Source organism: Nitrospiria bacterium, assembly GCA_035498035.1.
Lineage (GTDB): Bacteria > Nitrospirota > Nitrospiria > JACQBZ01 > JACQBZ01 > JACQBZ01.
Genome location: DATKAN010000061.1, coordinates 32,694 through 59,248, shown reverse-complemented (window position 1 = coordinate 59,248; position 26,555 = coordinate 32,694). Strand labels below are relative to the sequence as shown.

Sequence of the window (26,555 nt, the reverse complement as noted above, 5' to 3'; positions counted from 1 at the left end):
AGGGCGAGGCACCCCCCCGCCCCTACGAATATTTAACGAATTATTTTGCCGACAGCATCTCGATCAATTTCGGAATGGTAACGAAAAGATCGCCGACGATCGGATGGACGACGGGTGCCGGGCGGGTTTCGTTGAGTTTCATGAGCGGGGCCTGGGGGTCTTTGTTGAAGGCGAAGATCACGGCGCGGTCGCCGATGTAGTCCATGTGCTGTGGCGCCCCGGAAATGCCCAGCGCGAGAATCAATTTCGGATTCACCCTCGCCCCGGTCTGGCCGATCTGGTGCGAAAGCGGGAGGAGTTTAAGATCTTGGGTCACTTTGCGCGTCGCGCCGAGATGAACCGTCAGGCCCAAATGTTCCATAGCCTCCTTGAGCCGGCCCACGAGATGAAATCCTTCCTGATTCCGGACGCCGTATCCGATGTCGATAATCACCTCGGCCGAGGCCAGGTCATCCAGGGAAAGCGGAGGCACGGATTCGAAGCGGTCGGGATTGACAGCGATTGTTTTTACCTCCGCCTTCCCGGCCGCGAATCGGGCCGAGGGTTCGCCCGACGGAAAATCGGCGGTCGGGGAGACCGTCATAAGCAAATGGGGGGTCTGCGAAAGGACCGGGTTGACGGATCGCCGCAATTTCCCCCCGTAGGCCGGTTTAAAAAGCGAGAGGCCCTCGCGTCGGTCGATCTCGGTCACCTCGGTGAAAAGCAGGGAGCCTTTGCCGTTGATACGTCCCGACAAATGCGCAAGGGCATCGGACCAGTGCGGGCCGCAGACGATCCGGATATTCGGGACAACGCTTGAAAAGTTTTCAAGCCATTCCATCCGGCCGGATTCAGTCAACAGACCTTCGGGAGCCGGAATGCAGACCGTCCCGGTCAAGCCGCGGGCCTGTGCCAGGCCGCTCAGCTGCGGCCAGGTCTCCTCCGGCCCCAATACCGCGGCATAGCTGTTCAGTTCCAGAGACCGTCCCAGGAAATTGGCCGCGCCCAGCAGGGCCGGAATCATCTTGCGTTGCTGCGCTTCAATAATTGTCCAGACCGCCGGTCCGGTCGGAAGGGGCATAGAATCGATCCTCGATCGATAGGGCTCGGCCTCCATCGCCCGGACTCCGACCCGATAGGCGTCAAGGTACTCGGCCACCCCGCCCAGCTCACGGATCGTTTCGCTTTTGCGGACGACCGTACGGGCGGGGGATAATCGTTCGGGGACCACCTTCTCCTGAACCGATAAGCGCCGGATGGGGGCCAGCCTCCCCTCGATCAATCGGTTGATCTCCATGGGACGGGGGGCGTCGGATCCTTCCCAAGCCAGGACCAAGGGCTCCGTCGGAAGCACCTTGATCTTCGAGTCATCCGCGCCCGACCGGACCGCAAGCCCGCGGCCCTCCTCCACGATCTCCATGGAAGAGGCCCTCCCAAAATGGCGCGACAGGGCACCGGCCACGAAAGGCCCGAGGGCCTCGGCGCCGTCTTCCGAGGCGGACCCGGTCAGAATCAGGTCGTACTTTCCGGATTTTTCAAGAAGGGTAATCGCCTCGATCCAAGCGGAGCCGTCGGCCGTCGCGGATGCGTCGATGCGGTAGGCCGCGTCGGCCCCGTACCCCAGGGCCCAGCGGAGCTGGGGTTCGGCTTCGGGTCCCCCGGACAATGCGATATGAACCGTCTTGGATGAGCCGCCGGTCTTTTTTAAGCCGGTCGCCATGCGGACCGCGGCTTCGTCGGAGGGGTTTAAACGCCAAACGATTTCGGACAGGTGTCCTTCTCTGAGCCGCGGGGTGGGAGCGATATCGGCCACCCGTCGGAGCAGACAGAGAATCCGAAGCGGTCGTTCCAGTCGGCCCTCCGGCCTTGGTTCGGCCGTCGGTTTCTTCCCCATCCGCTCCAGAGCGACATCGGCCGCGATCGCCTCCGGGGCGTAGAGGCCCTTCGCCGGTCGCTCCGCCTCCCGACGATAACGTCGATCGAGCCGTTCCAGCCGTCGTTCGGTTCGCCATACGGCCCGTTCGCCCAGCATCAGAAGAGGGTCGGTATAGGCCTCTCCCAGCTTATCGCGATTGTCTTTCAGCCAACCGATGCGATAAGTCAGACAGTCCAGACGAAAGATCTCGCCGGCCATATCGGCCAACAGGAAAAAGGTGGGCTGAAGCACCGCGTCCATCCAGACGGTGTCGCCCAAAGGTTCCGCGGCGGCCGCGACATGTCCGCGAAGCAGTTCTTTCCAGAAGGCCAGGCGGGACGGAGGCTCCGAATTCTCCGGAAACGGGATCGGCTTCCATTCCTTCGACAGGGCGACGAGATCTTTCAGGATGAGGAAGCGCTGAACCTCGTTCGTGCCTTCATAGATATTCAGGATCCGGGAGTCGCGCCGGAGCTTTTCTACGCGGTATCGTTCGGTGACGCCGACGGGGCCGTAGGCCTCCTCGATCAACGTCATCACTTCGTGCAGATCCTCCGAGCAGACATACTTGGCGATCGCCGATTCCATCCGGACCGATTCGGTCGTATGACGATCAAAGAGGCCGACCAGGTGAAAGGTCATCGAATCCGATCCGAACAGGATGGCCGCGGCTTCTCCCAGGAGCCGATCGCGCCGCGGGGTCGAGGGAACCTGCTCGATGGCGTCGAGGAGAAGCTTTCGCATCAGCGTGATCGAGGCGACGGCCAGTCCGCAGCGGCCGACATTGAGCGTCTCGAGCGCGTTGACCTGACCGTGGCCTTCATAGCCGATGATACATTCCTTGGGAACTCGGACCTGGTCGATCGCGATCTCGTTCGTGGGCGAGCCTCGTTGGCCCATCTTCCGCTCATCGGCCCCGACCTTCAATCCCTCGGCATGGCGGTCCACCATGAAGCCCGTCACCCCTTCCGGTGACTGGGCGTAGAGACAGTACTGCGTGGCCACGCGACCGTTGGTGATCCACATCTTGGCGCCGTTTAATTCGTAGAAATCGTAGACCGGTTTTCCGTCTCGGACCCGGATCTGGGCGATGTCATGAAAATATATTTTTTGGCCACGAAAAACATAATAGCGCAGGCCCTCATCCGTGTCATAGTTGTACTCGTCGCATCGGATCGGAACGCCCTCTCCCGTGGGAAGCTCGTAAACCATTCCCGACGGACCGGACCGGTCGTCGAAGCGGACCCGGTCGGCGTCGATGATGTAACGCAGCGAAGGATGATTTGGGGTTTCATCATTCGTCAAGCTGAAACGATAGCGCCCATCCTCGAGAGAGGTCAGGGGGCGGCTCATCGGACGGGCCGTGGTCTTCACCCCGCCGGTGTCGGAGCCGGCCGTCGGCTCGGTCAAGGCAAAGGCGCTGATTCCTCCGTGCCCGAGTTTCTTTAAGAAAAATTGATGGGCCCGTTCGCGTCGCGGCAATTCGTCCACCGCCAGCCGGATGGTCGGCGCCAGGATGTCAAACAGGGGTTTGGCCTCCGCCAGACCCCGGCGGAATCCTTCCAGGTCCCGGCGTTGACCCGCGATGGCGGCGGCGTAAAAAGTCTTAAGAAAATTCGCCGCCAGGTATTTCACCACGCGGGTGTGGCGGATCCGCGAATCGACGAGGGACATCAATTCCGTGAACCCCTTTTTCAGACGGGCGGGGTCCGGCCGTTTCATTCCGGCGATCAGCCGGTCCAAGCGATCCCCGATCTCTCCGAGCTGTTGCGGATCGCGGGCCAGCGGTTCCAGCTCCTGGACCGCAAGCGGCAGCTCCTTTTCCAGTCCGAGGAGCATCGGCGTCGTTCCGATGCTGGTGCTGGCCATGATCACAAGCAACAAACCGGCGTCGCCGAAACGGCCGGCCGCCGTCGTCAGGATATAATATTCCGCCTTCCACCAGCCGCCGCCGTCCAGCTCCGAGGGAATGACCGTTGAAAAATATCCGTTCTTCTTGAACCCTTCGAGCGTGCCGTCCGGTATTCCGTGGATTTTCTCCACATATCTTTCGATATGCATTCCATCGAAACTCTTCGTCCAGATATGCTCGAGGAACCAGTCGGTGCAGCCCTGCCATCGATCGCGAAGCGAGGGATCGTGCAATTGGACTTCGGGAACGAAGCGGACCGAGGGATCAAGGGGCGCGAGCAAATACTGACCGGATTGATAAGGCTGGGATGATCCGGCGGACGAAGGATTGCAGATCGCCTCGTATGACATTGGCAGTTCCACCCGCTCGGCCGCGGGCCTTTCCGGAAAAACCGCGATGGGCAGGAGGGGAGAGTCTCGCCGCCGGAACTCCATCGCGTCCACGGCCTGTTCGGCCAGATGGATCACGACCGCGCTCGAGGCCGCCTCTCCTTCGACCGGAAGCGCCTGCTCGAGTTTCTGCTGCACCTGGCACAGAACCCGGTGCGCCCCCAACAGCAATGCGCCCGCCTCGCCGGAGAGGGCCGGATCGCATTCGGAGGAGAGCCCCATCCAGCGCTTAGTCGTTTCATCCCATCGTGTCGCCGTGTCGGCCAAGGGGCCCTTTCGAACTTCATTCCACAGACGGTTCCTTGAGGCGACCGCGGATTCAAGGGCGTCGCGATTTTCCTGAAGGCGGCGCATCAGGCGTTCCGCGGCGCCGAAGCCCGCGGGCAGAAACCGAAACAATGCGCTGTCCCGGTAGGCGCGGGACAGAAGATCGTCCTCGGAATAGGCAAACCCTCCGAAGACCTGGCCGGCGTCGTATCCCATTTGTCCCGCCTGGGGCCCGAAGGCCAGGGTCGCGACCGTCGCGCAGAGGTCCGGCCATCCCGGGAAATGCTCCGGCGGGCCGGGATCGATGCCCTCCTCCAAAAGCACGGTGAGGAGGAGGTGCCAGGCTTCGATGCGTGCGATCATGGCCTTGACCGCGCCCAGCTTGGCGATTCCGTCCCTGCCCTGCGTGTCCCGCATCTGGTGGGCGAACTGCACGCGGCCATCCGCATGCTCCTTGACGCGACGGGCCAGGTAATCCGCCGTTCCAAGGGCGACGGCGGCATAATCCGTCCCGAAGCGCCGACCGTCGCCGACGGGAAGCGCCGGTCCATGAGCCTTGACAGCCTTGAATTCCAATCGATGAAGTCCGGCCGATCGGAACCCGACGGCCGGCGTCGGGGTCGTTTTAAGCCCCGGCTGTCCAAGGGGAACCTGCCAGGCTTCGTTATCACAAACGATCAACAGCCCCTTGGATAGGGAGAGCGGGACAAGTTCGACGACCCCATCGATGATGGGACCCTCCTTTGCGTTTTGGATCGATAGGACCTGAGCGTCTATGGCGCACAAATCCCCGCGGAGAGGCTGCCCCGTTTGCCTGAGAATCGTCAAGGCCTCGGTGTGGCCGGCGGCCAGCAGTCCCAAGGCCGGACTCGTGGACGAGAGAGCTCGAATCAAAGATGTCGGTCGATCGGCATATTCCATGAAAAGATAATGAAGCCGTTCGCGGGCATCCGATGGGATCGGGGAATTTTCCCACTCTTTCACGATGCGGTCCGGAAACAGCGCCGCGATCCGATCGCCAAGATTCGGTTCGGGAGGCCTTCGGTCCCGGTCTCCCATCATTCCATCGGAAGGCGGAAGGATGGCATCCACCGCTTCGATCATCGGACGGACAACCTCCTCCCGAATTCGGCGGGCCGCCGATAAGGCATGGAACTCCTGCCCGGCGGACAACTGAAGTTCGAGATCCTTTCCGTCCTCCTGGAGAATCTGATGCCATTCCATCCTGATCCGATCCGAAAATCCGGAGACCGAAAACGCCTCGGTTATTTTTTCGGATGAGAGCAGGGATGCAAGCGCGCCCATCCGCTGGGTCGTCATCCCCCCAATTTTTCTGGGCCATTCGCGTCGGGTCGCATCGGCGGAGGCGGGGATGTGTTCCACGGCGGTCTCAAACGCGCAAACGGCCCGGAAAACGGATGCGAGCGAATCGGAGAGGGCGGCAAGAATTTCTCGATGCGGGCCTTGTATGGAAACCCCCGGCTTGGGATCGGGTCTGGGTCCCGATTCTTCGCGCGGGGGGCGTGGGGGGCTCGATGGAGGTTTTTGACCCAATAGAATCTGAATGGATTCCGAGTCGGGCCTGTAGATCAGGCGATGATCGGTGTGCCGTCCCCAGCGCACTTGATCCCCCGCGGCATGCCAGCACGATTCGCATTTGATGCAATTTTCATAATTGACCATTACCACGCCGCGTCCGACCAGGGGCGGATCGTACTGGTAGACCCGTGCCGGGCAGACCGACCAGAGGGAGGATTGGGCCAGGTCTCCGTGATGCGCGAGCTCCTCCGGCCAGAGGACGCGGATGTGGGAACGGTGTCCCAGACGGTAGGAATTGGTGGCCAGTTTCGCCTCGAACGAATCGACCGTCTTGGCCTGATCCAGGTCCCTCAGCGTTTGTTGGGTATGAAGGTAATCCGTTACGGGTCCGCCCAAAACCTTCTCGACCGGCTGTCGGAACAGGTAGTACCGGATGAAGTCGAATAAAACAGACACCAAAGCCAGAGTCGCGAGGAACAGAACGAAGACCGGGAGGGTGATTCCATCGGTAATTTTCAATCGTTCGAGAACGCTGCGGGAGGCCTCGCGGAACTTCTCGGATAAAGGCCTGCCGTCGTTGGCGTAGACGATCTTCATCCCCTCGGCCAACCCGGGCAACAATCTCGTCAGCACAGGACGGAGCGGCCAGGGAAATTTTTGAATATCCACCGCCGGCCGGTCCAGGATTTCGATCCGGAATTGAAAGCCGGGGTGCGCCTTCAATCCCGGTCTGAAAAGAGCGGCCGTCCATCGACCCAGCAGATAAGGTTTCAGGCTGGCGGAAAGCGCCGACTTGAGTCCCGATGCCCGGATCATATGCGCGGCGTCTCCGAAAACTTCCCGAAGCGTCCGGATCGACAGGTGGCCTCGCAGGAAACGGGCGGCCTGCCATAAGCGGGCATTCGGCTGGGTCAGAAAATGGACCAGTCCGCAGGCCAGGTCGGCCGATCGTCCGAAAAAGGTCCGGCTGTTTTCGAGATATTCGGGCCAAGACGACAAGAACGCGGCATTTTGACCGTAGACGCTGGCCTGCAAAGGCTCGAGATAACTCTGCCGAAGGCGGTCTGCCGTGATTGATTGACCGTCATGGAGAAGTCCGCGAACGGCACGGGCGAATAACAGACCGCTGGCCGAGGAAGGACCTGTGAAATTCGGATAGGGGAGATCGATCCCCAAGCCGGCTGCGGCGCCGCCGACGGCAAGGCCGTCTTCGACAAGCAGCGGTTGTTCTCTTAAGCCGCCGCTGCGAATCAGCTTGGTTCCGTAGGCCGATAAAGCGGCGTCCTTTAGAAGCGGCTTAAAATGGGGGAGGCCGCGTAGCCATTCAAGCAGGCGGCTGTGGTCGCCGCGATAAGCTTCTTTTAAGTTTTCAAGCGGTACCACGTAACCGAACGAAAGGCTGTCCCGATTGGTGTAGAGAAAGGCGCCGATGTTCAGATGAGCCGTCTGTCCGCCCATCTGCCCGTTCCGAATCAGGTATTCATGGGCACAGCCTTCTCCCGGGGAGAGATGGAAGCGCTCGTCAATTACGGTCGGCGGAAGGCTGAGAACCGCCTTAACTCCTTGCATGAAGTGGGGCTCGCTAACGCGCTCCAACCGTTCACGCCGGATGAGATGGGACGCATCGCCTTCGGCGATAAAGGTTACGTCGGCATAAACCGGCCCGTGTTCGGTTTCGACGCCGACCACGCGACCGCCCCTTCGGATCAGGGAGGTGACGGTCGTTTGCGGCAGCAGCATCGCTCCCTGGGTCTGGACCTTGTCGGCCCAGTAAGGATCGTAAACGGGACGAAGAACCGTGTAACAATGACGGAAGGTATCTTGGTTTTGATAGGAAAGACCGACCAGATCCAGCCCGTTGTGCAGGAATATTCCCCTACGCACCAACCGGCGTTCGTAAGGGGCGGCCGTGACGGCGGCCTCTCCGAATGCATCCGGTTCCGCCAGGTTTTCCGCGAAATAAACGCAACCGGACCAGTTTTCGGCGCCGGCATAAACCCCGGCTTCCAATACAAGAACGGACAGTCCGGCCCGGGCCAGTGTCACGGCAGCCGAGGCGCCGGCGGGTCCGCAGCCGATGACGATCACATCAAAACGGAAGCGTTTCATGGATCCTTTCAAGGAAAAATGAATAAAAGGGTCTGGACGGATTCTTCCATGATCGAATGGATAAAGACATTCTTTTATCATATCATAGGCTATTTCAACCTGTAAAATTTCTGCAAAAAAAAAGCCCCGTTCAATAGAAATTGAACGGGGCTTTTTGGGAATAGACCGATTTATTCCGAATCTGTTTTGAGAACCACGTAAAAGGCGCGGTCTTCACGGATGATACGGATCAAAACGCTTTCCCCTTTTTTCACCTTTCCAATGGCATTCCGGAAGTCGTCCGAATTCTCCACCTTGTTCCGGTTCACCTCTTTGATGAGATCCCCTTCCTTGATGCCTTCCGAGTCGGCCGAGCTGCCGGGCTCGACCTTTGTTACCAATACGCCTTTTTCGTCCTTGAGCTTGAAACGATCGGCCAGGTCCGGCGTCAGGTCCTGGACGTTCAAGCCCAGTACCATTTCGGGCTGTTGCTTCGGAATCGAGGCCGTAACCGCTTCTTCTTTCCGCTCGCCCAGTTTGACGGTCAGGTTCTTACGTTGGCCGTCCCGGATGATTTCAAACGCCGCATCTTTTCCAGGCGGGAAGGATGCGATTATGCGGGACAGGGTCTGGGGGGTGTCCACCGTTTTTCCATCCAGCTTGAGAATGATATCGCCCGGCTGCATTCCCGCCTTCGAAGCGGGATCGCCTTCGAATACCTCGTTCACCAGAACGCCTTCATCCTCCTTGACATTGAACTTGGACGCGAGATCGGAGGTCACCGGTTGGATTCCCACCCCCAACCAGCCCCGCACCACGTGCCCTTTGGAGATCAGCTGATTCATCACATTCTGGACCATGCTGGAAGGAATGGCAAATCCGATGCCCTGTGCAAAGTTAATGATGGCGGTATTGATTCCGATGACTTCACCATCCAGATTGAACAATGGACCGCCGCTGTTCCCGGGGTTGATCGAGGCGTCGGTCTGAATAAAATCCTCATATCGGGAAAGGTTGACATTTTCGCGTCCGAGGGCGCTTACCACCCCAAGCGTTACCGTGCGATCCAGGCCGAATGGGTTGCCGACCGCCATAACCCACTGTCCCACCCGAACCGTGCTGGAGTCCCCCATCTTAACGAAGGGAAGATCATGGTCGGACTCCACTTTGACGACGGCGACATCCGTGTCCGGATCTTTACCGATCACTTTTCCGGTAAAATGACTCTTATCCGAAAGACGAACCTCCACTTCAGAAGCATCGCCAACCACGTGATTGTTCGTGACGATGTATCCTTTTTTATCGATGATCACCCCCGAACCGGATCCGGAACTCTCCGGAGGACGGTCTCCACGGGGTGAATCGCCCTGTTTGGGTGTGGGATGTGTGGCCGGAGAAATATTCACCACCGCCGGTTTGACGCGCTCCGCAAGATCCACGAATACATTTTCCATCTCTTGGAGCATCTTCATTCCGTTGCTGTCTTTGGCCTGGGCCGGCATGGATTGAGTCATAACCCATAAAGCCGACAGGCCCGCGATGATACCCACGGAAATCAAACGACGTCCTGAAGCCTTCATACTACTACCCATTATGAATCCTCCTCACCTGAAATAATAATTTTGCGCCTTCTGTTTTCAGTTTAACAAATGGTCCAGCAAAATACAAGCCGGATGGCTTACGGGGTCGGATATGATCCGAAAGAATTTAACCGTGAACCTCTGAACCTTTCAATTTCACGAATATTTCACTGCACATTTTTTATGCAATGTGTGCAAAGCCGCTCTGTTCAAGCCCTCAAGGGGTATATTAACAGGGTTAACCACAACTTTTCCACAAATTTTGTGGAAAGCCAAAATCGATCGTCGATCCTCGCGGCATTTAAAATCGCCCCAGGACTTGAATGATTTGTTGCGGAGGACCAAGCAATGTCAATCGATCGCCTCGTTGGAGCAACACGCCATCATGCGGTTGAATAAATTTCCCATGGCGTTGAATCGCGATCACCAGAACGCCTTGAGGAAGCGCCAGGGATTGCAGGGTCGGGGAGGGCGGATTTAAATTAAATGGAAGAACGAGGGAATCAAGCGTCATGCCGTTTCGATAAACCGACTCGACAAACTCCGCCCATTTTGTCGAGACGTTTTCTTCCTGTAGGTCATATCGTCTCCGCTCCATGAACTTGAGCTGGCCTTGAAGACGGTTGAAATCCGAAAGACAAGTTTGAGAAACGGCATGGGCGAGGATTGCCTCCGTGTTTTTTTCACGGAACTCATATAAAAACCGTCCCATATGTTCGAAGACCGCGTCCAATGCTTGTTCCTGTTCGTGGATCTGGAAAGATAAACGCAGGGTCTCAATCTGGCGGGAGGTCTGTTCGGCGGTCGACACGACCAACTTTTCGATGGCGGTCCAGGCCAGGCCGATTTCTCGACGGAAACGCTGGGTCAGCTTCATTAGAAAACCCAGCCCTGCAACACAGTGGCACCCGAAGTGAAGAGACTGATTACCGTGAGGAGTCCGATTTGATTTTTTAGGTAATGGATCAGATCGGTGAGTCGCCGTGGTCGGGAGCGATTGTCTCTTTCGGGTTCCACCTTCGTCATTCTTCGGTCGGCCTTGCGGCGGTTTTCGATCGAAACGTATCGATCGGCGCAGGCCGGTTCGACGATTTCATTCATCGTGACGCTCAATAATAACTCGGGCAAGGGGACAGGGAATTGTTGATTCTGTTCTACGCGCCACAACAGATAGCGTAGACAGTTGGAAATGAACTCTTCATATTCCGAAACCCAATCCGGATGGAAGTATTCCAGTACGATCAAAAATTCATCGAGCCGTATTTGTAAAAGTTTGGCAACGGTAGGCCAGTCCTTCATTTCAAGACGCGATTGATTGTCACAGAGCCGCTTGATGGATTGGGCGCTCGGATATCGTAAAGAGCTTGCAAGCTGGTCCGGAGACAATTTAGCCGCGGCCATCTGACTTGATAGCCATTGACCGAAAGTTTTAAAACCAACCTGTTTCATTTCAGTTCCGCTCTTTCGATCTTAATAATGTCTGATAATGTATATTATGTAAACTATAATCTACGGGTTCCCATCAGTCTTTAATGTAAATGAAGAGGCGTCGCTTTGCATTTCATACCCTATTTCCGTTGTTACTCCCCGTAGCGGCGATTTCTCGGAAATATAACCTTCATGTGACAGGACATCGAGAGATTTGGGAAGCTGAGCGTTCCGGTAATGGTAAACCAGGATGGTGTTGGCAATCCCTTGCATGCGGTTTTCCAAACCCATGTTTCTGTACAAGCCAACAAAATCTTCAGTCTCCTTCGCCCTTTGCATTATCTGCCATCCTCCAGCGACCATGATGAGAATACAGATAAATATTATCAAACCACTCAGCAACTGCCGACTGGAAAGCCATGAAATCCGTACCTTGCTGGGTGTGGTTGTGCCTATTTCTTTTTTGGGGGCGTCCGTTTTGTATTTCTGAACGATCAGCCCAGCCGTCAGCAAATTGCTTAAGGCCTTGCAGGTTTCAAATTCTCCCATATTGGTGATATCGATCAAACCCCTGACATTCTGTTGACCGTCGATCAGGTTATAAATGTTCATCTCTTCTTGTGTAATTTGAATTTCCTTATCCGTTTTCTTTTCGGCGAATATATCAGCGGTCGGATCTTCTTCAGAGTTTGCAACCCTTAAGGTGTCGGTGATCTCTCCGCTTTTCTCAAAAACAATCTCCAGGTTGGGAATTTTTTTCTCGATGAAGGGCCACTCGTCAATTCTCCGAACCCCTTCCATTATGAGAAATTCGGTATTGACAGGAAGCCAGTAATCCCGTTCAATCGAGATCATCTCCGAAGGTTCAAAACTGTAGCGTCCTTCTTTCCATTTGAACAAACTTAATACGGCTTCTCTGACATGAATTCCCAAGGCTTTGACCAAATCTTCTTTTTGTATGGCCCCCATTCCTATGAGGATTTCACCAATTTTATCTTTAGAATTCTGTTGATTAGATAAAGCTTGTTTAAGTTGATCCTCGGTGATCTTGTTGGAGCGGGCCAATATTTGTCCGATCTTATTCGGACCTTCCAGGTTAGAAGACTCCGCCTTGACGACACATCCGTTTTCAAACAGGACCTTCGCCTCCATTGAGGCGTTTTTCATCGTCAGAGTCCCCGTTTTCTTCTGGTGGTAGATCAGTTGAAAGATATCGGCCAAGCCAAAATCTTTGAGGGAGCCTTCTAATGCCATCTTGGGTTCCTTCGCTTATGCGTTGTCATACGAGACCTTTAAAATGTCGTGAAGCACCCACCCATATAAGACCACGAGCACCAGCAGGATCAGGGACAAGCCGACAATGCCAAAGATTTCCCCATGCTCAAACGGAGCATGGAGAAATCCGTTCCTGAAAAAGAAGGCAAACAGGATGCCGATGAAAACCGTCAAAAAAATAAAACCCTTCAACTCTTGTCCGAAGTAAAAATGCCCGGCCCCCGGGAACAGAATCGAGATCCAGCGGGCCGTCCTGAAAATCCAGCGCCGCCGTGTCTTGATTTGACGGAGATCTGATTTTCTTTTGACGTTCTTGAAGTTCCTCCAACAGGTCGAACAGGTTTTATGATCCAGAATCCTGCGCTGGCAATGAAAACAAATGGGACGTCCGCAAAGCGCGCAGGGGGCGGCCGTGAATTTACGCGACAAGGCCAGGTGGCTGACGATCACACCTCCCGCAAGGAAGAGCGCAAAGTAGGGCGATTTTCCGAGCGGGAGAGGCCACAGGATCATGTCAAAAAGCGCATTGGAAGCGGTGTCCTTTGAAGGCGAGCCGGTGAATGCAATTTTCCACAAAATCGTTTTCGATATAAGCTCGTCCACCGGACCCGAACCTGTATAGGACCTGATCAAGGAAGGATTAATCCGCTGGGCCGTCTCATTTTCCTGTTCGGCATCGTTAAACCGGAGCAGCTCACGATAAACCAGGCCGAGGTTATAGTGACTGGCCGCATCCTTCGAGTTCTTGCCGAGAGCAAGCTTGTAAGAGGCCATCGCTTCCTCGTTGCGCTGCATGAGAAAGTAGACGTTTCCCAGGTTGTTCAGGATGATCGAGCGGTCCGGTTCGAGTTTTAGCAACTGCTGATACCCTTCCAACGCCTCGGCATAGTTGCCCTCCCGCTTTTTTTGCAAGGCCAGTGAGAAAAGGACCGGCCAATTCTTATCGTATCCCCCCCGCTCCCCTATCCGAACGGCCGAACCGGTTGCGGACGCATCACCCCGAATGACCTGGGACAGTAATCGTAATTCGGGAGACTCATCCGCCGTAAACCAGGAAAGCGTTGGAGGCAGCCAAAATACCGAAAGGCTCAGGGCCACCCCGAGTGCGAGCGAGATGAGACGCTCGACACCCGTCATAAACCTCCAAATCAAACAGAGACCGACCAGGAAGAGAAACCCCGGGCCCGTACCGATGAGCAAGGGTGTGAATAGAAGGGTCACCACCACGGCCCATATGGCCGGGCGATTTAAAACGGTCCCGATCCCTTCATGAAGACCGTGAACCAGAAGCGGTAGGTAGCGGATGAGCAGGAAGGCGAAAAAGACCATATAGCTGCCGAGGAGCCCAACCAACAAGACCAGGACCAAACGGCCGAGGAAATAAAATGAAAACCAGAAATCCTGTGCCGCGGCGGATAGTCCCCTTAGGTAGTTTCTTAGGGCCGAGTAAGGTGAAAAAGGATGTTGATCGAACAGCGCCTCGGCTAAAAAGAAAGCGCTGTTCGGGTCATCGGGTGACCATTTTCTTGCCGTTTCCCCCAGCTCGACCGCTTCGTCAACGTTCCCTTTTGAAAGCGCCTCCTCCCCTTCTTGGATCATCACCGCGGCCAGAAGGTCAAATCCCCGGATCCCTTGATGGGCGGCCTGTTTCCGGATTTGATTTAATGTATCGGCGGCTTCCTTTATTTGTCCCGATGCCCTCTGCATTCTATATTCCGACCAAGCCGTCTCGGCCCACGGAGGAAATTGTTGGGTTGGAAACGAAAGGACCGAAGTCGCTTCCGCGGGCTGGACCGGGAAGGATAAAATCACGCCCGTGAGGACCGTCAAGGCCGCTTGGGATAAAATCATCTGTCCGAATTTTTTCATGCCCGACCGATTTTGGGTTCAGTTCCCGAACGCAGACGCTGAATGTTGGCCGTGTGCCGAATTAAGATGAGCCCGGTTAAGAACAACGAAAAGAGGAGCATAAGGCGAGCGGGACGAAAAAATAAGGCGACGAACGGCAATAACCCGAAGGCCACGATCGCTCCCAAAGAAGAGTACCGTGAGATCAGGACCGTCGCGCCCCAGATGACGGTCGTCAACCAACCCAGCAAGGGATGAATTCCGTACAGAACCCCCAAGCCGGTAGCGACCCCTTTTCCGCCTTTGAATCCCAGGAAGACCGGATAATTATGACCCAACACCGCCGCCAAGCCGGCCAGCCAATCGCCGGTCTCCCCCACGGATAGCCATTGGGCAAACCGAACCGCCAGATAACCTTTTCCCAGATCTCCCACCAGTGTCAGTGCGGCCGGCGCCCGACCGGCCGTCCTGAGGACGTTGGTAAAACCGATATTCCGGCTACCGTGGCCACGCGGATCGACCCGGGCCATCCAACGCGAAAAGATCACTCCGAACGGGATGGATCCGGCCAGATATCCGATGACGGTCACGATGGCGAGGGCGGGATTCAGGTTCATTTGATCTCTATCGGATCAATCTGGGTTAAAAATTTTATGAAATACTGTATCCCGGAGAGAATCGCCAAGATCATTGAAATCCAGAGCAAAAAGGTTCCCCATGCATGAAAGTTGATAAAACCGATCTTGTATTCGAGAATCAGGAGCCCGATGGAAACGGTCTGAATGGCCATTTTGTATTTTCCGGCCTCATCGGCCCCGATCACGATGCCGGAGGAGGAGGCGATCGCCCGAAGACCGGTCACGGCCAATTCGCGACCGATGATCACGATCGCGATCCAGGAAGAGACGCGGTGGAAATCCACCAACATAATCAGCGCGGCCAGAACCAGGAATTTATCCGCGATCGGGTCCAGAAATTTTCCGAGCTTTGTGATCTGCTTCCAACGCCGTGCCAAGTAGCCGTCCATCAGGTCCGTCAGGGAGGCGATTATAAATATAATGGCGGCGGCCAGTGAGCGCGGCTGGGTGGGGGTGAGAAAAACCAGGATAAAAACGGGAATCAGAAAGATTCGCAACAGCGTGATCAAATTGGGGAGGTTCATGGGCTCATTCCTCCGGCAAGGACCCGCCAGAAAGGCTTGCCGCCGTTTTCCATCGGCGATGCATCCAGATCCATTGCTCGGGCGTCCTGCGGATTTGCTCTTCGATCATCCTTGTGAACCCGGCGGTTTGATCCCGAATGTCCCGCTCGATGTCTCCGGTTCGAGGAAGGGGCAGCGGACCGTGGAGGATGATCCGGTGACGTTCGCGGCCCTCTCTTACGATGAATCCGACCACCACGGAAGCGCCGGTGCGATAGGCCAGGCTCGCAGGCCCGGTCGGGGTAAAGGCTTCCCGGTGAAAAAAAGGGACGAATACACCGTCCGCTTTGGTGTCCTGATCGATGAGCAGGCCGACCACGCCCCCGCGCCGAAGCATCGCGATCATACGCTTCAGGGCGCTCGGGCTGTCCCGAACCAGTGTTTCGATTCCGTGGGCCGCTCGAAGACCGATCATGACCTTCTCCACACGGCGATCATAAATCGGCGCGGCCACCACCGCCAAGGGATAGCGCATGGCCACTGCCCCTCCCAAAAGTTCCCAGTTCCCGATATGAGCCGTAACAAAAAGTACGCCTCGACCGTCGTCGGCGGCGGCTTTGAGACCCTCCTCTCCTTCAAACGTTACAAGCCGGTCCAGCTCATCCCGTGTCAGCCGGTCCAGGGTTAAAACTTCAAAAAAAGTCCGTCCCAAGTTTCGAAAACATTCGAGAGCGATGCGTTGTCTGTCTTCGGGTGAACGCTCCCCGCCCAACGCCATCTGAAGATGGTAAAGCGTCTTTCGGCGCTCTTTAACGAGGAGAAAAAATGCCGCCGTTCCCAGTCCCCCGGCCATCGAAAGGCCTAAGTTCCGGGGAATCCACCGCGAGATGAAACGGAATCCCAAAAGCCCGGCCCAGAGAAAAAAGCGTAGGAGCCTTTGTGCCTGTCTACCGAACCGTGTCCGGGCCATCGTTTACAAAATGTTGTGTCCGCGGCAACACCCTCCGCGACCTTGAGCCGTTCAGGATCGACGTCGAGGCTGGCGCGAAAACAGAAGAAGATCGGTCACTTCACGGACGGCGCCGGCTCCGCCCGCCTTCTGGGTCACCCAATCCACCCGGCCCTTCACATCCGGATGGGCGTTCGGAACGGCCACCGAGAGCCCGGCCCGTTTCAGGATCGGAAGATCGATCACGTCGTCGCCGATATAGGCCATCTGAAAATCCTTCAGGTCGTATTTGCGGAGGAGTTCATCGTAGACCTTGATCTTGTCCAACACCCTTTGGTGGACTTCCGCAATCCCCAGTTCCTGGGCGCGAAAGTCCACGATCGTCGATTGCCGGCCCGTGATAATTCCGACCCGCACCCCGGCTTTCCGGAGCATATGGATGCCGGAGCCGTCGTAGATGTTGAAGGCCTTCGTTTCCCGTCCATCCGCATCGATGTAAATCGTTCCGTCCGTCATGACGCCGTCCACGTCGAGCAGGAGGAATTCAACCCGACGGGCTTTCTCAAGAATCGCTTTAGGATGCTTCACGATCGTCCTGTTCTACCTTTGAAATTAAACCACGCCCGACTTTAAAAGATCGTGCAGATGGACCACTCCGATGACCTTGCGTTGCGCGCCCACCACCACCAGGGACGTGATCGAATATTGTTCCATGACCTGAACCGCCTTGGCCGCCAAGGCGTTGGGCCCGATCACCTTGGGATTTCGCGTCATCACGTCGGCCGCCTTGAGGCGCATGGGGGCCCGTTCACGCTCGAGCAAGCGCCGGAGATCTCCGTCGGTCACCACCCCTGAAAGCGTTCCCCGCGGGCTGACAACCGTGGTCATTCCCATTTTTTTCGAGGTCATTTCCACGATGACATCCTTCAAGGGGGTCTTCTCGGTCACCCGAGGAAGGGCGGGGCCGTGGTGCCAGACATCCGACACTTTCAGGAGGAGTTTCTTTCCAAGACTGCCGCCCGGATGAGAATAGGCGAAATCTTCATCCTTGAATCCCCGTTTTTCCAAGAGCGCCACGGAGAGGGCGTCCCCCATCGCCAAGGTGGCCGTCGTGCTGGCGGTCGGGACGAGTCCCAGCGGGCCGGCTTCCTCCTTCACGCCGACATCGATGACCGTATCGCTGTTCATGGCCAGTGTGGACCGGGTGTTGCCCGTCAGACAGAGGATCGCTACGCCCAGACGCTTGAAGGCCGGGAGGATCTTGATCAACTCCTCGGTCTCCCCGCTGTTCGAAATCACCACAACGACATCGCCTTTGGACACCATTCCCAGGTCGCCGTGGACCCCTTCCGCCGGATGCAGGAAGAAGGCCGGCGTTCCGGTGCTGGCCAGCGTGGCTGCGATCTTTTTCCCGATCAGCCCGGACTTTCCCATTCCGGTGATGACGACCCGGCCCTTGCAACCGTGTAAAAGCCCGACCGCTTGGGAAAAGGTTCGATCGATCCGCCCGATCAGGTCCTGGATCGCCTGCGCCTCAACCCGCAACACTTTCCTGGCTGTGTCTTCGAGCATGGTTATAAGCTTCCCCGTCCCGGCGCGTTTATCGGGGGCCGTGAACCGCTTCGTGAATCCGTTTAACCTGTCTCAATAGTTCCGGCAGTTCTTTTAAAGGTACCATATTGGGGCCATCGGAGGGGGCGTGGTCGGGGTCGGGATGAACCTCCATGAACAGGCCGTCGCAGCCGGCCGCCACCGCGGCTCGGGCCAGGGGGGGCACAAACTCACGTTGTCCGGAAGAACTCTTCCCCGCGGCTCCCGGGAGCTGAACGCTGTGGGTCGCGTCGAAGACCACCGGATAACCGAAGCGCCGCATGATCGGTATGGCCCGCATGTCCGAAACCAGGTTATTGTAGCCGAAACTGGCTCCGCGATCGGTCAGTAAAATTTTCCGGTTGCCCGTCGCTTCGATCTTCTCCACCGCGTTTCCCATATCCCAAGGGGCCATGAACTGGCCCTTCTTGACATTCACCGCGCGAGCGGTTTTTCCGGCGGCCACGAGCAGGTCCGTCTGCCGGCAGAGAAAGGCCGGGATTTGAAGGACATCCGCGACCTCGGCCGCCCGTTTGGCCTCTTCGACGGTATGGACGTCGGTAAGAATGGGGAGTTCAAAATCGTCTTTGATTTTTTGAAGGATCTTCAACCCCTTGACCAGACCGGGTCCCCGAAAGGACTGGATCGAGCTCCGATTCGCCTTGTCGTAGGAGGACTTGAAGATCAGCGGCATCGAGAGCTCGGCCGCGATCTTTTTAAGCTGTCGGGCCGTATCGATCATCAGTTTCTCGGCTTCGATCACGCAGGGTCCCGCAATCAAAAACAGCCGGTTCTGCTTTCCGAGGGTCAAATGATGAAGTTCGATCGTCCTCATTGCTCTTGCGAGGTCCAAAGGGCCGCCTTGATAAACTCCCGGAAGATCGGGTGCGGGGCCGTCGGCCGGGAACGAAACTCCGGATGAAACTGGGTGGCCAGAAACCAGGGATGATCTTGCAACTCGATGATCTCGACGAGCTGTTCCTTCGGATAAAGCCCGCTGACGGTCATCCCCGCCTTCTTAAATATTTCCAGATATTGGTTGTTGAATTCATAGCGGTGACGGTGGCGTTCCGCCACCAGGTCGCTCTGGTAGGCCCGATAGGCCAGGCTGTCCTTCTTCAGCTCGCAAGGATAAGCCCCCAGACGCATGGTCCCGCCTTTCGCATCGAGATCCTTTTGGGACGGAATCAGATCGATCACCGGCTGGGGCGTCTTGGGATCGAATTCGGAGCTGTTTGCATCCTTGAGTCCGGCCACGTTCCTTCCAAATTCAATCACGGCGCATTGCATTCCCAGGCAGATGCCCAGGAAAGGCGTCTTGGATTCCCGTGCGTACCGGATCGCCTCGATTTTTCCCTCGATTCCCCGGTTCCCGAATCCGCCCGGGATCAGAACCCCGTTCCCCTTCTTTAAAAAAGACTCGGCTCCCTTCCGCTCGATTTCCTCGGCATCCACCCACATCACTTCCACGCCGCAATGATGGGGAAGCCCTCCATGAGTCAGGGCCTCGCAAAGACTTTTGTACGATTCTTTAAGCTCGATGTATTTTCCGACCAGGGCGATCCGGGTCTTATGTTTAGGATGCCGGATCCGCTCCACCAGTTCCTTCCACTGGGCCAACTGCGGCGGTTTCGAATCGAGATGGAGCTGCTGAACGATCCGCTCGTCGAGCCCTTCCTCGTGAAAGACGAGCGGTACATCATAAATCGTCTCCACGTCCTTGGCCGTGATCACCGCCTCCTTCTCCAGGTTGCTGAACAGCGCGATCTTTTTCTTGATTTCGACCGTCAGCTGGCGGTCCGTCCGGCAGAGCAGGATGTTCGGCTGGATACCGATCTCCCGGAGTTTGTTCACGCTGTGCTGCGTCGGCTTCGTCTTCAACTCGTCGGCCGTTTTGATGAACGGGACGAGGGTGACATGGATGTAGAGGACGTTTTCCCGGCCCACGTCGAAGGGAAATTGACGGATGGCCTCCAAAAACGGCAGGCTCTCGATGTCCCCGACCGTTCCCCCGATCTCGACGATCACGACATCGACGCCGTTCGCGACATTTTGAATCGCTCCCTTGATCTCGTCGGTCACATGGGGCACCACCTGAACCGTGCCGCCCAGGTAATCGCCGCGGCGTTCTTTGGTGATGACGCTGTGGTAGATCTTTCCGGCGGTGGAGTTGTTCTTCTGCGACATCACGACCGAGGTGAACCGCTCGTAGTGCCCGAGGTCCAGATCCGTCTCGGCGCCGTCGTCCGTGACGTACACCTCCCCGTGTTGATAGGGGTTCATCGTGCCGGGATCGACATTGATGTAGGGGTCCAGTTTGAGGAAGGTCACGGTCAGCCCGCGGCTCTCCAGAAGGTTGCCGATCGAGGCCGAGGCCAGACCCTTTCCAAGCGATGAAACCACCCCTCCGGTTACGAAGATGTACTTCGTCTGACCCGCCTTCTTTCCCGTCGTCATTGCATGCCTCTCGAAACTCCTCCTTGAGCTCGTCCCGGCCCCGCGGCCGTCAAAAAACGCTCCGCAGCTTCGATGTCCTCCGGGGTATCGATCCGCAGGGAGTCCTCTGAAGTTTCCCAGACCTTGATCCGGATCCCGTTTTCAAGCGCCCGGAGTTGTTCTAATTTTTCCCGCTCTTCCAGAATACCGGACCGGAACCGTGCGAATTGCTGAAGCAGATCCCGCCGGTATATATAAATACCCAGGTGTTTGTAGAACGGCGCTTCCCTCCGGCCGGAGACGGTGTCCGGATCCCGGCGGAAGGGGATGGGCGATCTTGAAAAATAAAGCGCATACCCTTCCCGATCCGTCACCACTTTCACGACATTCGGATTATTCCATTCATCCGGCGACGATGCGGCTCGTTTCAGTGTCCCCATCATCAGGGGTTGGGCCGCCTCGAACTGCTCGACCAGGTCGTCCAGGATCTGGGAGCCCAGGATCAATTCGTCGCCTTGAAGGTTCAGATAGGCGTCCGCGGCCACCCGCTCGGCGACCCAGGCGAGCCGGTCCGTTCCGGTCCGAAACTCGCCTTCCGTCATCATCACATCCGCGCCGAAGGAATCCGCCGCCTTTCGGATTCTGTCGTCATCGGTGGCCACGATCACCCGCGCGGCCCGGCGGCTCCCTCGGGCCCGCTCCCAGACTTGCCGAATCAAAGGGATTCCGCCGATCGCCATGAGCGGTTTCCCGGGGAAGCGGCTGGAGCCATAACGTACCGGTATGACAATCACCGTCTTCACGAAGAAGTCCGTTCCCGCAGTACCTGCGCCAGCCGCGCCCGCTGAACCGGTGCCGTTCCGACGATACCGACGACGATGCCGGCGGCGTAATTGGCCAGAAGCGCCGCATCCCGCATCTCGGCGCCCGCGCCCATAGCCAAGGCCAGGGTGGCGATCACCGTGTCGCCGGCTCCGGTCACATCGTACACCTCCCGGGCCACGGTCGGAATATGGGTCACCTTTCCGTCCTTTTCAAAAAGGCTCATCCCGTGCTCGCCCCGTGTGATCAGGACGGCCCGGCATTCCAGCCGCTCCAGCAGGATTTGTCCAGCCCGCATCAGATCCTCCTCCGATCGGGTTTCCAAACCCGCCGCTCCAAAGGCTTCGATCGTGTTGGGGGTGATCACCTGGACTCCTTTGTAATACGACATGTGTCCCACCTTGGGATCCACGATGATCGGCACCCCGTGATGCTGCGCGAGGCCGATCAGGTCCTTCATCAGTTCTCCCGTGATCACGCCTTTGGAGTAGTCCGAGACCACCACCCCGTCGACGCGCCGGATGCGCCGACCGATGAATTCGAAGAGGGCGCGACGGATTTTTTCCGAAACGGCCAGACGCTGTTCGCGGTCAAAGCGAACGACCTGTTGGTTATGCGCGATCACACGGGTCTTTTTGGTGGTCGGGCGATCCGGATCCACCCGGAGTCCCTCGGTTCCGATCTTCAGCCGTTTTAACTCGCGGAGAATCCGACCGCCAAAGTCATCCTTTCCAATGACGCCGCAGAGCTCGACCTTTCCTCCGAGCGACACGACGTTATGGGCGACATTCGCGGCCCCGCCCAAATGGATGGATTCGTTCGAGACCGCGACGACCGGAACGGGGGCCTCCGGGGATATGCGATCGACGCCCCCCCAGATATAATGATCCAGCATCACGTCCCCGACGACCATCAAGCGGACCTTCGGAAAACGCTGGCAGTATTGAACCAGGCGTTCGACGCGATCCGGTTCGTGAGGATGCGGCGACGTGTTCATGAAATCAAGCGCCCGATCCGGTTCCAGCGGACCCAGGTGTGCGGACCGTCCCAGGACCAGTAGATCATGAAGGCCTTGCCTCTGATTTTCTCCCGCTTCACGAACCCCCAGAAGCGGCTGTCCAGGCTCTGATCCCGGTTGTCTCCCATTACAAAGTAAGAATCCGGCGGAACGGTCAGCGGCCCCATATTATCCCGGGGAGATTGGGCCCCGGCCGGAAGGATCATCGCGTCGCGGTGGATCACGTACGGCTCGACAAGGGCCTGGTGATTGACGTAGACCGTTTTGTCCCGGACTTCGACCACGTCCCCGGGTTCACCGATGACCCGCTTGATGAAATCCTTGGACTCGTCTTCCGGGTACTTGAACACGATGATATCCAATCGGTGGGGTTTCCGGATCGGAAACAGCTCCACATCCGTGAACGGGATTTTAACCCCGTACAGGAACTTATTGACCAGGATGTGATCCCCGATCTGGAGGGTCTCGATCATGGATCCGGAGGGTATCTTGAACGCCTGAACGATGAAGGTTCGAATGAATAAAGCCAGGAGAACCGCGATGATGATCGCTTCGGCGTATTCCCGGAACTGCGATCGGGTCCGGACCTTCTCCGGCGTAGTCAAGGCTATTCTTTCACCTTCAGCAGGGCGAGGAACGCCTCCTGCGGGACTTCGACCCGTCCCACCTGCTTCATACGCTTCTTTCCTTCCTTCTGTTTCTCCCATAATTTCCTCTTCCGTGTGATGTCGCCGCCGTAACATTTTGCGGTGACGTTTTTCCGCATGGCCCCGATCGTTTCGCGGGCGATGATCTTGCTGCCGATCGCGGCCTGGATCGCTACCTCGAACATCTGGCGGGGAATGACCTCTTTTAACTTTTCGGCGATCAGTCGGGCCCGGGGATAGGCCTTGTCGCGATGCACGATGAAGGACAGGGCGTCCACGTTCTCCCCGTTTAACAGGATGTCGACCTTCACCAGCTCCGATTCGCGGAAGCCGATGTGCTCGTAGTCCAGCGAGGCGTATCCCTTGCTCAGGGATTTCAGCCGGTCGTAGAAATCCATGATGATCTCGTTGAGCGGGAGCTCGTAGACCAGCTTCACGCGGTCGACATCGAGGTAGTCCATCTCGATCTGAAGGCCGCGCTTTTCCTGGCAGAGGCCCAGCATCGCCCCCACGTATTCCTCCCGCGTAAGGATCGTGGCCCGGATGAACGGTTCCTCGAACCGCTCGATATGCGACGGATCGGGAAGCTTCGCCGGATTGTCGATCGAAAGCCACTCGCCGCGCAGGGTCAGGACTTTGTAGACGACGGTCGGCGCGGTGCTGATCAGGTTCAGACCGTACTCGCGCTCCAGGCGTTCCTGAATGATCTCCATGTGGAGAAGCCCGAGAAAACCGCAGCGGAAACCGAACCCCAGGGCCAGGGAGGTCTCGGGCTCGTAGGTAAAGGATGCATCATTCAAACGCAACTTTTCAAGCGCGTCCCGCAAATCCTCGAATTGGTCGCTGTCGACCGCGTACAGTCCGCAGAAGACCATCGGCTTGATTTCTTTGTAGCCCGGAAAAGGCTCGCTCGTGGGACGGGTCGCGTCCGTGATCGTCTCCCCGATTTTGGTATCGCTCACCTTTTTGAATCCCGCGACGAGGTAGCCGACCTCGCCGGTGGTCAACTCCCGGACCGGTTTCTTTTTCGGGGTCAGAAAGCCGAGTTCCATGACCTCAAATTCCTTTTGTGTGGACATCAGACGAATCTTCGACCCGATCCCCATGCGGCCGTCGATCACGCGGGTCAGGACGACCGCGCCCTGGTAATTGTCGAACCAGGAATCGAAAATCAGGGCCTTGAGCGGTTTGTCCGCGTCCCCCCGAGGGGGCGGAATGCGTTTGACGATCGCCTCAAGGATTTCCTTGATCCCGATCCCCTCCTTCGCGCTGGCCAGAAGCACGTCGACATGGTCCAGCCCGAGGATGTCCTTGATCTGCTTGGAGACGCGCTCGACATCGGCACTCGGGAGGTCGATCTTGTTGATGACGGGAAGGATGACGAGGTTATTTTCCATGGCCAGATAGGCGTTGGCGATCGTCTGGGCCTCCACCCCCTGAGTGGCGTCGACCACGAGCAACACGCCTTCGCAGGCGGCCAGGCTGCGGGAGACCTCATAGGTGAAGTCCACGTGGCCCGGTGTGTCGATCAGATGGAGGTGGTATTGATGTCCGTCGTCGGCCCGGTACTCGAGCCGCACCGCATGCGCCTTGATGGTGATTCCGCGCTCCCGTTCCAGATCCATATCATCCAGGATCTGGTCGCGTTGTTCACGTTGGGTGATGGCGCCGGTCTGTTCAAGAATCCGGTCGGCTAAGGTGGATTTCCCGTGATCGATGTGGGCGATAATGGAAAAATTTCGGATCGCCGTTTGCAAGATGTTTTAACCTCTCTAAAATCCTCTAAATCAAAATATTATAAATAGAAACGGCGGAGTTGTCAAAGGAAAATTCGGGGCCATTTTCGATGCGGGGGAAGAACCCGTATGGAACCGGGCACGAATCCACCCGGGCCTTATGTCCTTGCACGGACTGCCGGGAACGATGGCGGCACCGACGTCGCCTCCGACTCTGCGCCGTTTCAGACGCCATCGCAGGCGGCCCGCCAAGCCTGATCGACCGAAAGAACTCAATTCGGCGGGTCGGGTGAACCTGATAATTCCGCTTGGGACCTCAATAGACCGATTTCCCGAGGATGAAACGGAGATGGGCATCGTTGACGTTCTTGACTTCCTGCAGCATTTTGGGGGACGCCTTCAGACGGGACAGCCCGGCCCAGTTCATCCGGCCCACGAGACGCAGGAGCGAGACCGTCCCGGCGGAGACGGGTTCCAAAGGTTCGGCGAGGGTCCGCGCGCAGGGACCGCAAAGAGTGCCCCCGTTCTTCGGCGAAAAATAAACCGCCTTCGCGTCGATCCCGCGGTCGCAGATCAGACAGCGGTCCAGGCGGGCCTGGTACCCCGCGTGCTTCAAGCAGCGGATCTCGAACACGCGAAGCAGCCATTCCAGGTGACCGCTCTTTTCCACTTCGCCCAGCCCGGCAAGAAGCAAGGAGAAGATCTTGGGATTGGCTTCCCCTTCCGGGAGAAGGGCCGAGACGATCCGGACCATTCGCGACGCCGTCTCGATCCGCTCCAGGTCTTCGCGTATTTTCATAAAGGGCATCAAAATATCGGCCTGGTTCATCCGCATCAACACCGTCGGCTTTTTCTCGAACAGGATCACGTGGCAATGCATGAAAGGCTCGAGCGCCGCGCCAAAACGGCTGCGGGGTCGTCGCGCGCCCTTCGCAACGGCCTTCACCTTTCCCTTTCTTGCGGTTAAGAGGGTCACGAGCTTGTCCGCCTCTCCCAGCCGCAAACCGTTTAGAATAACGGCCTCAGTCTCTAATAATGACATACGTTATAATATTTTCTTAATGTCAAACTTTAGTATCCTATTTCCTTCAGGACGGTTTCATCCTGCCGCCAATCTTTCTGGACCTTCACCCATAACTCCAAGAATACCTTCGTTCCCAACAACGCCTCCAGCTCGATCCGGGCTTCGGTCCCGACCGTCTTTAACATTTCCCCCTTTTTTCCGATTAAGATCCCCTTTTGCGAATCCCGCTCCACCAGGATCACGGCACGGATATGAACCGGTTTTTTCGCCTCCTCCCTGAACGTTTCAATCATGACGGCCACCGAATATGGAATTTCCTGCCGGGTATGATGGAGGATCTTCTCCCGGATCGTTTCGATGGCGATGAAACGGACCGGTTGATCCGTCACGACCTCGGGAGGAAAAAACGGCTCGCCTTCAGGCAGGCGGTCCGCGGCGATCTCCATCAGGCGATCCACGTTGTCGCCGGACAGGGCCGAGATCGGGACCACCTCGGCAAACTTGAATCGTCGGGTGTATTCCTCCACCAGCGGGATCGTTTTTTCTTTTTTGATCAGGTCCATTTTGTTCACCACGAGGAAGACGGGGGTTTCCAGTTCCTTCAATCGCTCCAAAATGTACTGATCGCCGCTCCCGATGGCGGGTCCGATCCGGCCGGTCGAGGCCGCATCCGTGGCTTCGACCATGAAAAATATCAGATCGACCTCTTCCAGAGTCCCCAGCGCGACACTCACCATTCGATGGTTGAGTTTGTACTTGGGTTTGTGGATCCCCGGAGTATCCAGAAGGACGATCTGCGCGTGGGGGAGATTCTTGACCCCCAGGATACGGTTTCGGGTCGTCTGGGGTTTATCCGAAACGATCGCGATCTTTTCCTGCAGGATTTGATTCAGGAGGGTCGACTTTCCGACATTGGGACGGCCGATGATCGAGACAAAACCGGAATGAAACGCCGTTGGGTTCATGAATCGT

At 57.1% G+C, this 26,555-nt stretch carries 19 protein-coding genes; all 19 read right to left on the bottom strand.

Features of this window, described 5'->3' with window-relative positions; all coding sequences use genetic code 11:
• Positions 1–40 precede the first annotated feature (40 nt).
• On the bottom strand, positions 41–8,110 hold the full coding sequence (locus VMN77_12080; protein HTN44524.1) for an acyl-CoA dehydrogenase family protein: 8,070 nt from the start codon (positions 8,108–8,110) through the stop codon (positions 41–43).
• A gap of 170 nt (positions 8,111–8,280) precedes the next feature.
• Complete coding sequence (locus VMN77_12075; protein ID HTN44523.1) at positions 8,281–9,681, bottom strand: DegQ family serine endoprotease; 1,401 nt, start codon at positions 9,679–9,681, stop codon at positions 8,281–8,283.
• A 289-nt stretch (positions 9,682–9,970) separates the two neighbouring features.
• On the bottom strand, positions 9,971–10,546 hold the full coding sequence (locus VMN77_12070) for a TrkA C-terminal domain-containing protein (protein HTN44522.1): 576 nt from the start codon (positions 10,544–10,546) through the stop codon (positions 9,971–9,973).
• Positions 10,546–11,118 (bottom strand): hypothetical protein, encoded by a 573-nt coding sequence (locus tag VMN77_12065; protein ID HTN44521.1) that lies wholly within the window; start codon positions 11,116–11,118, stop codon positions 10,546–10,548. Before VMN77_12065 ends, VMN77_12070 begins: the two co-directional genes overlap by 1 nt.
• Before the next feature lie 60 nt (positions 11,119–11,178).
• Positions 11,179–12,351, bottom strand: coding sequence for a DUF4388 domain-containing protein (locus tag VMN77_12060; GenBank protein HTN44520.1), 1,173 nt, complete (start codon positions 12,349–12,351; stop codon positions 11,179–11,181).
• Positions 12,352–12,366: 15 nt separating this feature from the next.
• Entirely contained in the window at positions 12,367–14,241 is a 1,875-nt protein-coding gene (locus tag VMN77_12055) for a tetratricopeptide repeat protein (GenBank protein HTN44519.1), read from the bottom strand.
• Entirely contained in the window at positions 14,238–14,837 is a 600-nt protein-coding gene (gene plsY, locus VMN77_12050) for a glycerol-3-phosphate 1-O-acyltransferase PlsY (GenBank protein ID HTN44518.1), read from the bottom strand. The genes VMN77_12055 and plsY overlap by 4 nt, the downstream gene beginning before the upstream one ends.
• Positions 14,834–15,382: a CDP-diacylglycerol--glycerol-3-phosphate 3-phosphatidyltransferase gene (pgsA, locus tag VMN77_12045; GenBank protein HTN44517.1), complete on the bottom strand. Its 549-nt coding sequence runs from the start codon at positions 15,380–15,382 to the stop codon at positions 14,834–14,836. The genes plsY and pgsA overlap by 4 nt, the downstream gene beginning before the upstream one ends.
• 4 nt (positions 15,383–15,386) lie before the next feature.
• On the bottom strand, positions 15,387–16,331 hold the full coding sequence (locus VMN77_12040; GenBank protein HTN44516.1) for a lysophospholipid acyltransferase family protein: 945 nt from the start codon (positions 16,329–16,331) through the stop codon (positions 15,387–15,389).
• 51 nt (positions 16,332–16,382) lie between these two features.
• The gene (locus VMN77_12035) at positions 16,383–16,898 is read right to left on the bottom strand and encodes an HAD-IIIA family hydrolase (GenBank protein HTN44515.1); all 516 of its coding nucleotides are present in this window, start codon (positions 16,896–16,898) and stop codon (positions 16,383–16,385) included.
• Positions 16,899–16,922: 24 nt separating this feature from the next.
• Positions 16,923–17,882, bottom strand: a complete 960-nt coding sequence (locus VMN77_12030; protein HTN44514.1) for a KpsF/GutQ family sugar-phosphate isomerase — start codon at positions 17,880–17,882, stop codon at positions 16,923–16,925.
• Between the two features lie 28 nt (positions 17,883–17,910).
• A complete protein-coding gene (gene kdsA / locus VMN77_12025; protein HTN44513.1) occupies positions 17,911–18,735 on the bottom strand; it encodes a 3-deoxy-8-phosphooctulonate synthase in 825 nt (274 codons plus the stop codon).
• Positions 18,732–20,357 carry a CTP synthase gene (locus VMN77_12020; GenBank protein HTN44512.1) on the bottom strand — a complete coding sequence of 542 codons (1,626 nt, stop codon included), beginning with the start codon at positions 20,355–20,357 and terminating at the stop codon, positions 18,732–18,734. Before VMN77_12020 ends, kdsA begins: the two co-directional genes overlap by 4 nt.
• Positions 20,354–21,139: a 3-deoxy-manno-octulosonate cytidylyltransferase gene (kdsB, locus tag VMN77_12015; protein HTN44511.1), complete on the bottom strand. Its 786-nt coding sequence runs from the start codon at positions 21,137–21,139 to the stop codon at positions 20,354–20,356. Before kdsB ends, VMN77_12020 begins: the two co-directional genes overlap by 4 nt.
• Positions 21,136–22,155, bottom strand: a complete 1,020-nt coding sequence (rfaE1, locus tag VMN77_12010; protein ID HTN44510.1) for a D-glycero-beta-D-manno-heptose-7-phosphate kinase — start codon at positions 22,153–22,155, stop codon at positions 21,136–21,138. The genes kdsB and rfaE1 overlap by 4 nt, the downstream gene beginning before the upstream one ends.
• Positions 22,152–22,781, bottom strand: coding sequence for a signal peptidase I (lepB, locus tag VMN77_12005; GenBank protein ID HTN44509.1), 630 nt, complete (start codon positions 22,779–22,781; stop codon positions 22,152–22,154). The genes rfaE1 and lepB overlap by 4 nt, the downstream gene beginning before the upstream one ends.
• A gap of 2 nt (positions 22,782–22,783) precedes the next feature.
• Positions 22,784–24,580, bottom strand: coding sequence for a translation elongation factor 4 (gene lepA, locus VMN77_12000; GenBank protein HTN44508.1), 1,797 nt, complete (start codon positions 24,578–24,580; stop codon positions 22,784–22,786).
• A gap of 295 nt (positions 24,581–24,875) precedes the next feature.
• Positions 24,876–25,601 (bottom strand): DNA repair protein RecO, encoded by a 726-nt coding sequence (recO, locus tag VMN77_11995; GenBank protein ID HTN44507.1) that lies wholly within the window; start codon positions 25,599–25,601, stop codon positions 24,876–24,878.
• 29 nt (positions 25,602–25,630) lie between these two features.
• Positions 25,631–26,548 (bottom strand): GTPase Era, encoded by a 918-nt coding sequence (gene era / locus VMN77_11990; GenBank protein ID HTN44506.1) that lies wholly within the window; start codon positions 26,546–26,548, stop codon positions 25,631–25,633.
• Between the last annotated feature and the right edge of the window lie 7 nt (positions 26,549–26,555).

What these genes read in the sequence shown, in the direction of transcription:
- VMN77_12030 (HTN44514.1), bottom strand. Translation starts at nt 17,882, where the DNA reads ATGCTCGAAGACACAGCCAGGAAAGTGTTGCGGGTTGAGGCGCAGGCG.
- VMN77_12040 (HTN44516.1), bottom strand. Translation starts at nt 16,331, where the DNA reads ATGGCCCGGACACGGTTCGGTAGACAGGCACAAAGGCTCCTACGCTTT.
- plsY (HTN44518.1), bottom strand. Translation starts at nt 14,837, where the DNA reads ATGAACCTGAATCCCGCCCTCGCCATCGTGACCGTCATCGGATATCTG.
- recO (HTN44507.1), bottom strand. Translation starts at nt 25,601, where the DNA reads ATGTCATTATTAGAGACTGAGGCCGTTATTCTAAACGGTTTGCGGCTG.
- rfaE1 (HTN44510.1), bottom strand. Translation starts at nt 22,155, where the DNA reads ATGAACACGTCGCCGCATCCTCACGAACCGGATCGCGTCGAACGCCTG.
- kdsA (HTN44513.1), bottom strand. Translation starts at nt 18,735, where the DNA reads ATGAGGACGATCGAACTTCATCATTTGACCCTCGGAAAGCAGAACCGG.
- VMN77_12075 (HTN44523.1), bottom strand. Translation starts at nt 9,681, where the DNA reads ATGGGTAGTAGTATGAAGGCTTCAGGACGTCGTTTGATTTCCGTGGGT.
- pgsA (HTN44517.1), bottom strand. Translation starts at nt 15,382, where the DNA reads ATGAACCTCCCCAATTTGATCACGCTGTTGCGAATCTTTCTGATTCCC.
- era (HTN44506.1), bottom strand. Translation starts at nt 26,548, where the DNA reads ATGAACCCAACGGCGTTTCATTCCGGTTTTGTCTCGATCATCGGCCGT.
- VMN77_12070 (HTN44522.1), bottom strand. Translation starts at nt 10,546, where the DNA reads ATGAAGCTGACCCAGCGTTTCCGTCGAGAAATCGGCCTGGCCTGGACC.
- VMN77_12060 (HTN44520.1), bottom strand. Translation starts at nt 12,351, where the DNA reads ATGGCATTAGAAGGCTCCCTCAAAGATTTTGGCTTGGCCGATATCTTT.
- VMN77_12055 (HTN44519.1), bottom strand. Translation starts at nt 14,241, where the DNA reads ATGAAAAAATTCGGACAGATGATTTTATCCCAAGCGGCCTTGACGGTC.
- VMN77_12020 (HTN44512.1), bottom strand. Translation starts at nt 20,357, where the DNA reads ATGACGACGGGAAAGAAGGCGGGTCAGACGAAGTACATCTTCGTAACC.
- VMN77_12065 (HTN44521.1), bottom strand. Translation starts at nt 11,118, where the DNA reads ATGAAACAGGTTGGTTTTAAAACTTTCGGTCAATGGCTATCAAGTCAG.
- VMN77_12080 (HTN44524.1), bottom strand. Translation starts at nt 8,110, where the DNA reads ATGAAACGCTTCCGTTTTGATGTGATCGTCATCGGCTGCGGACCCGCC.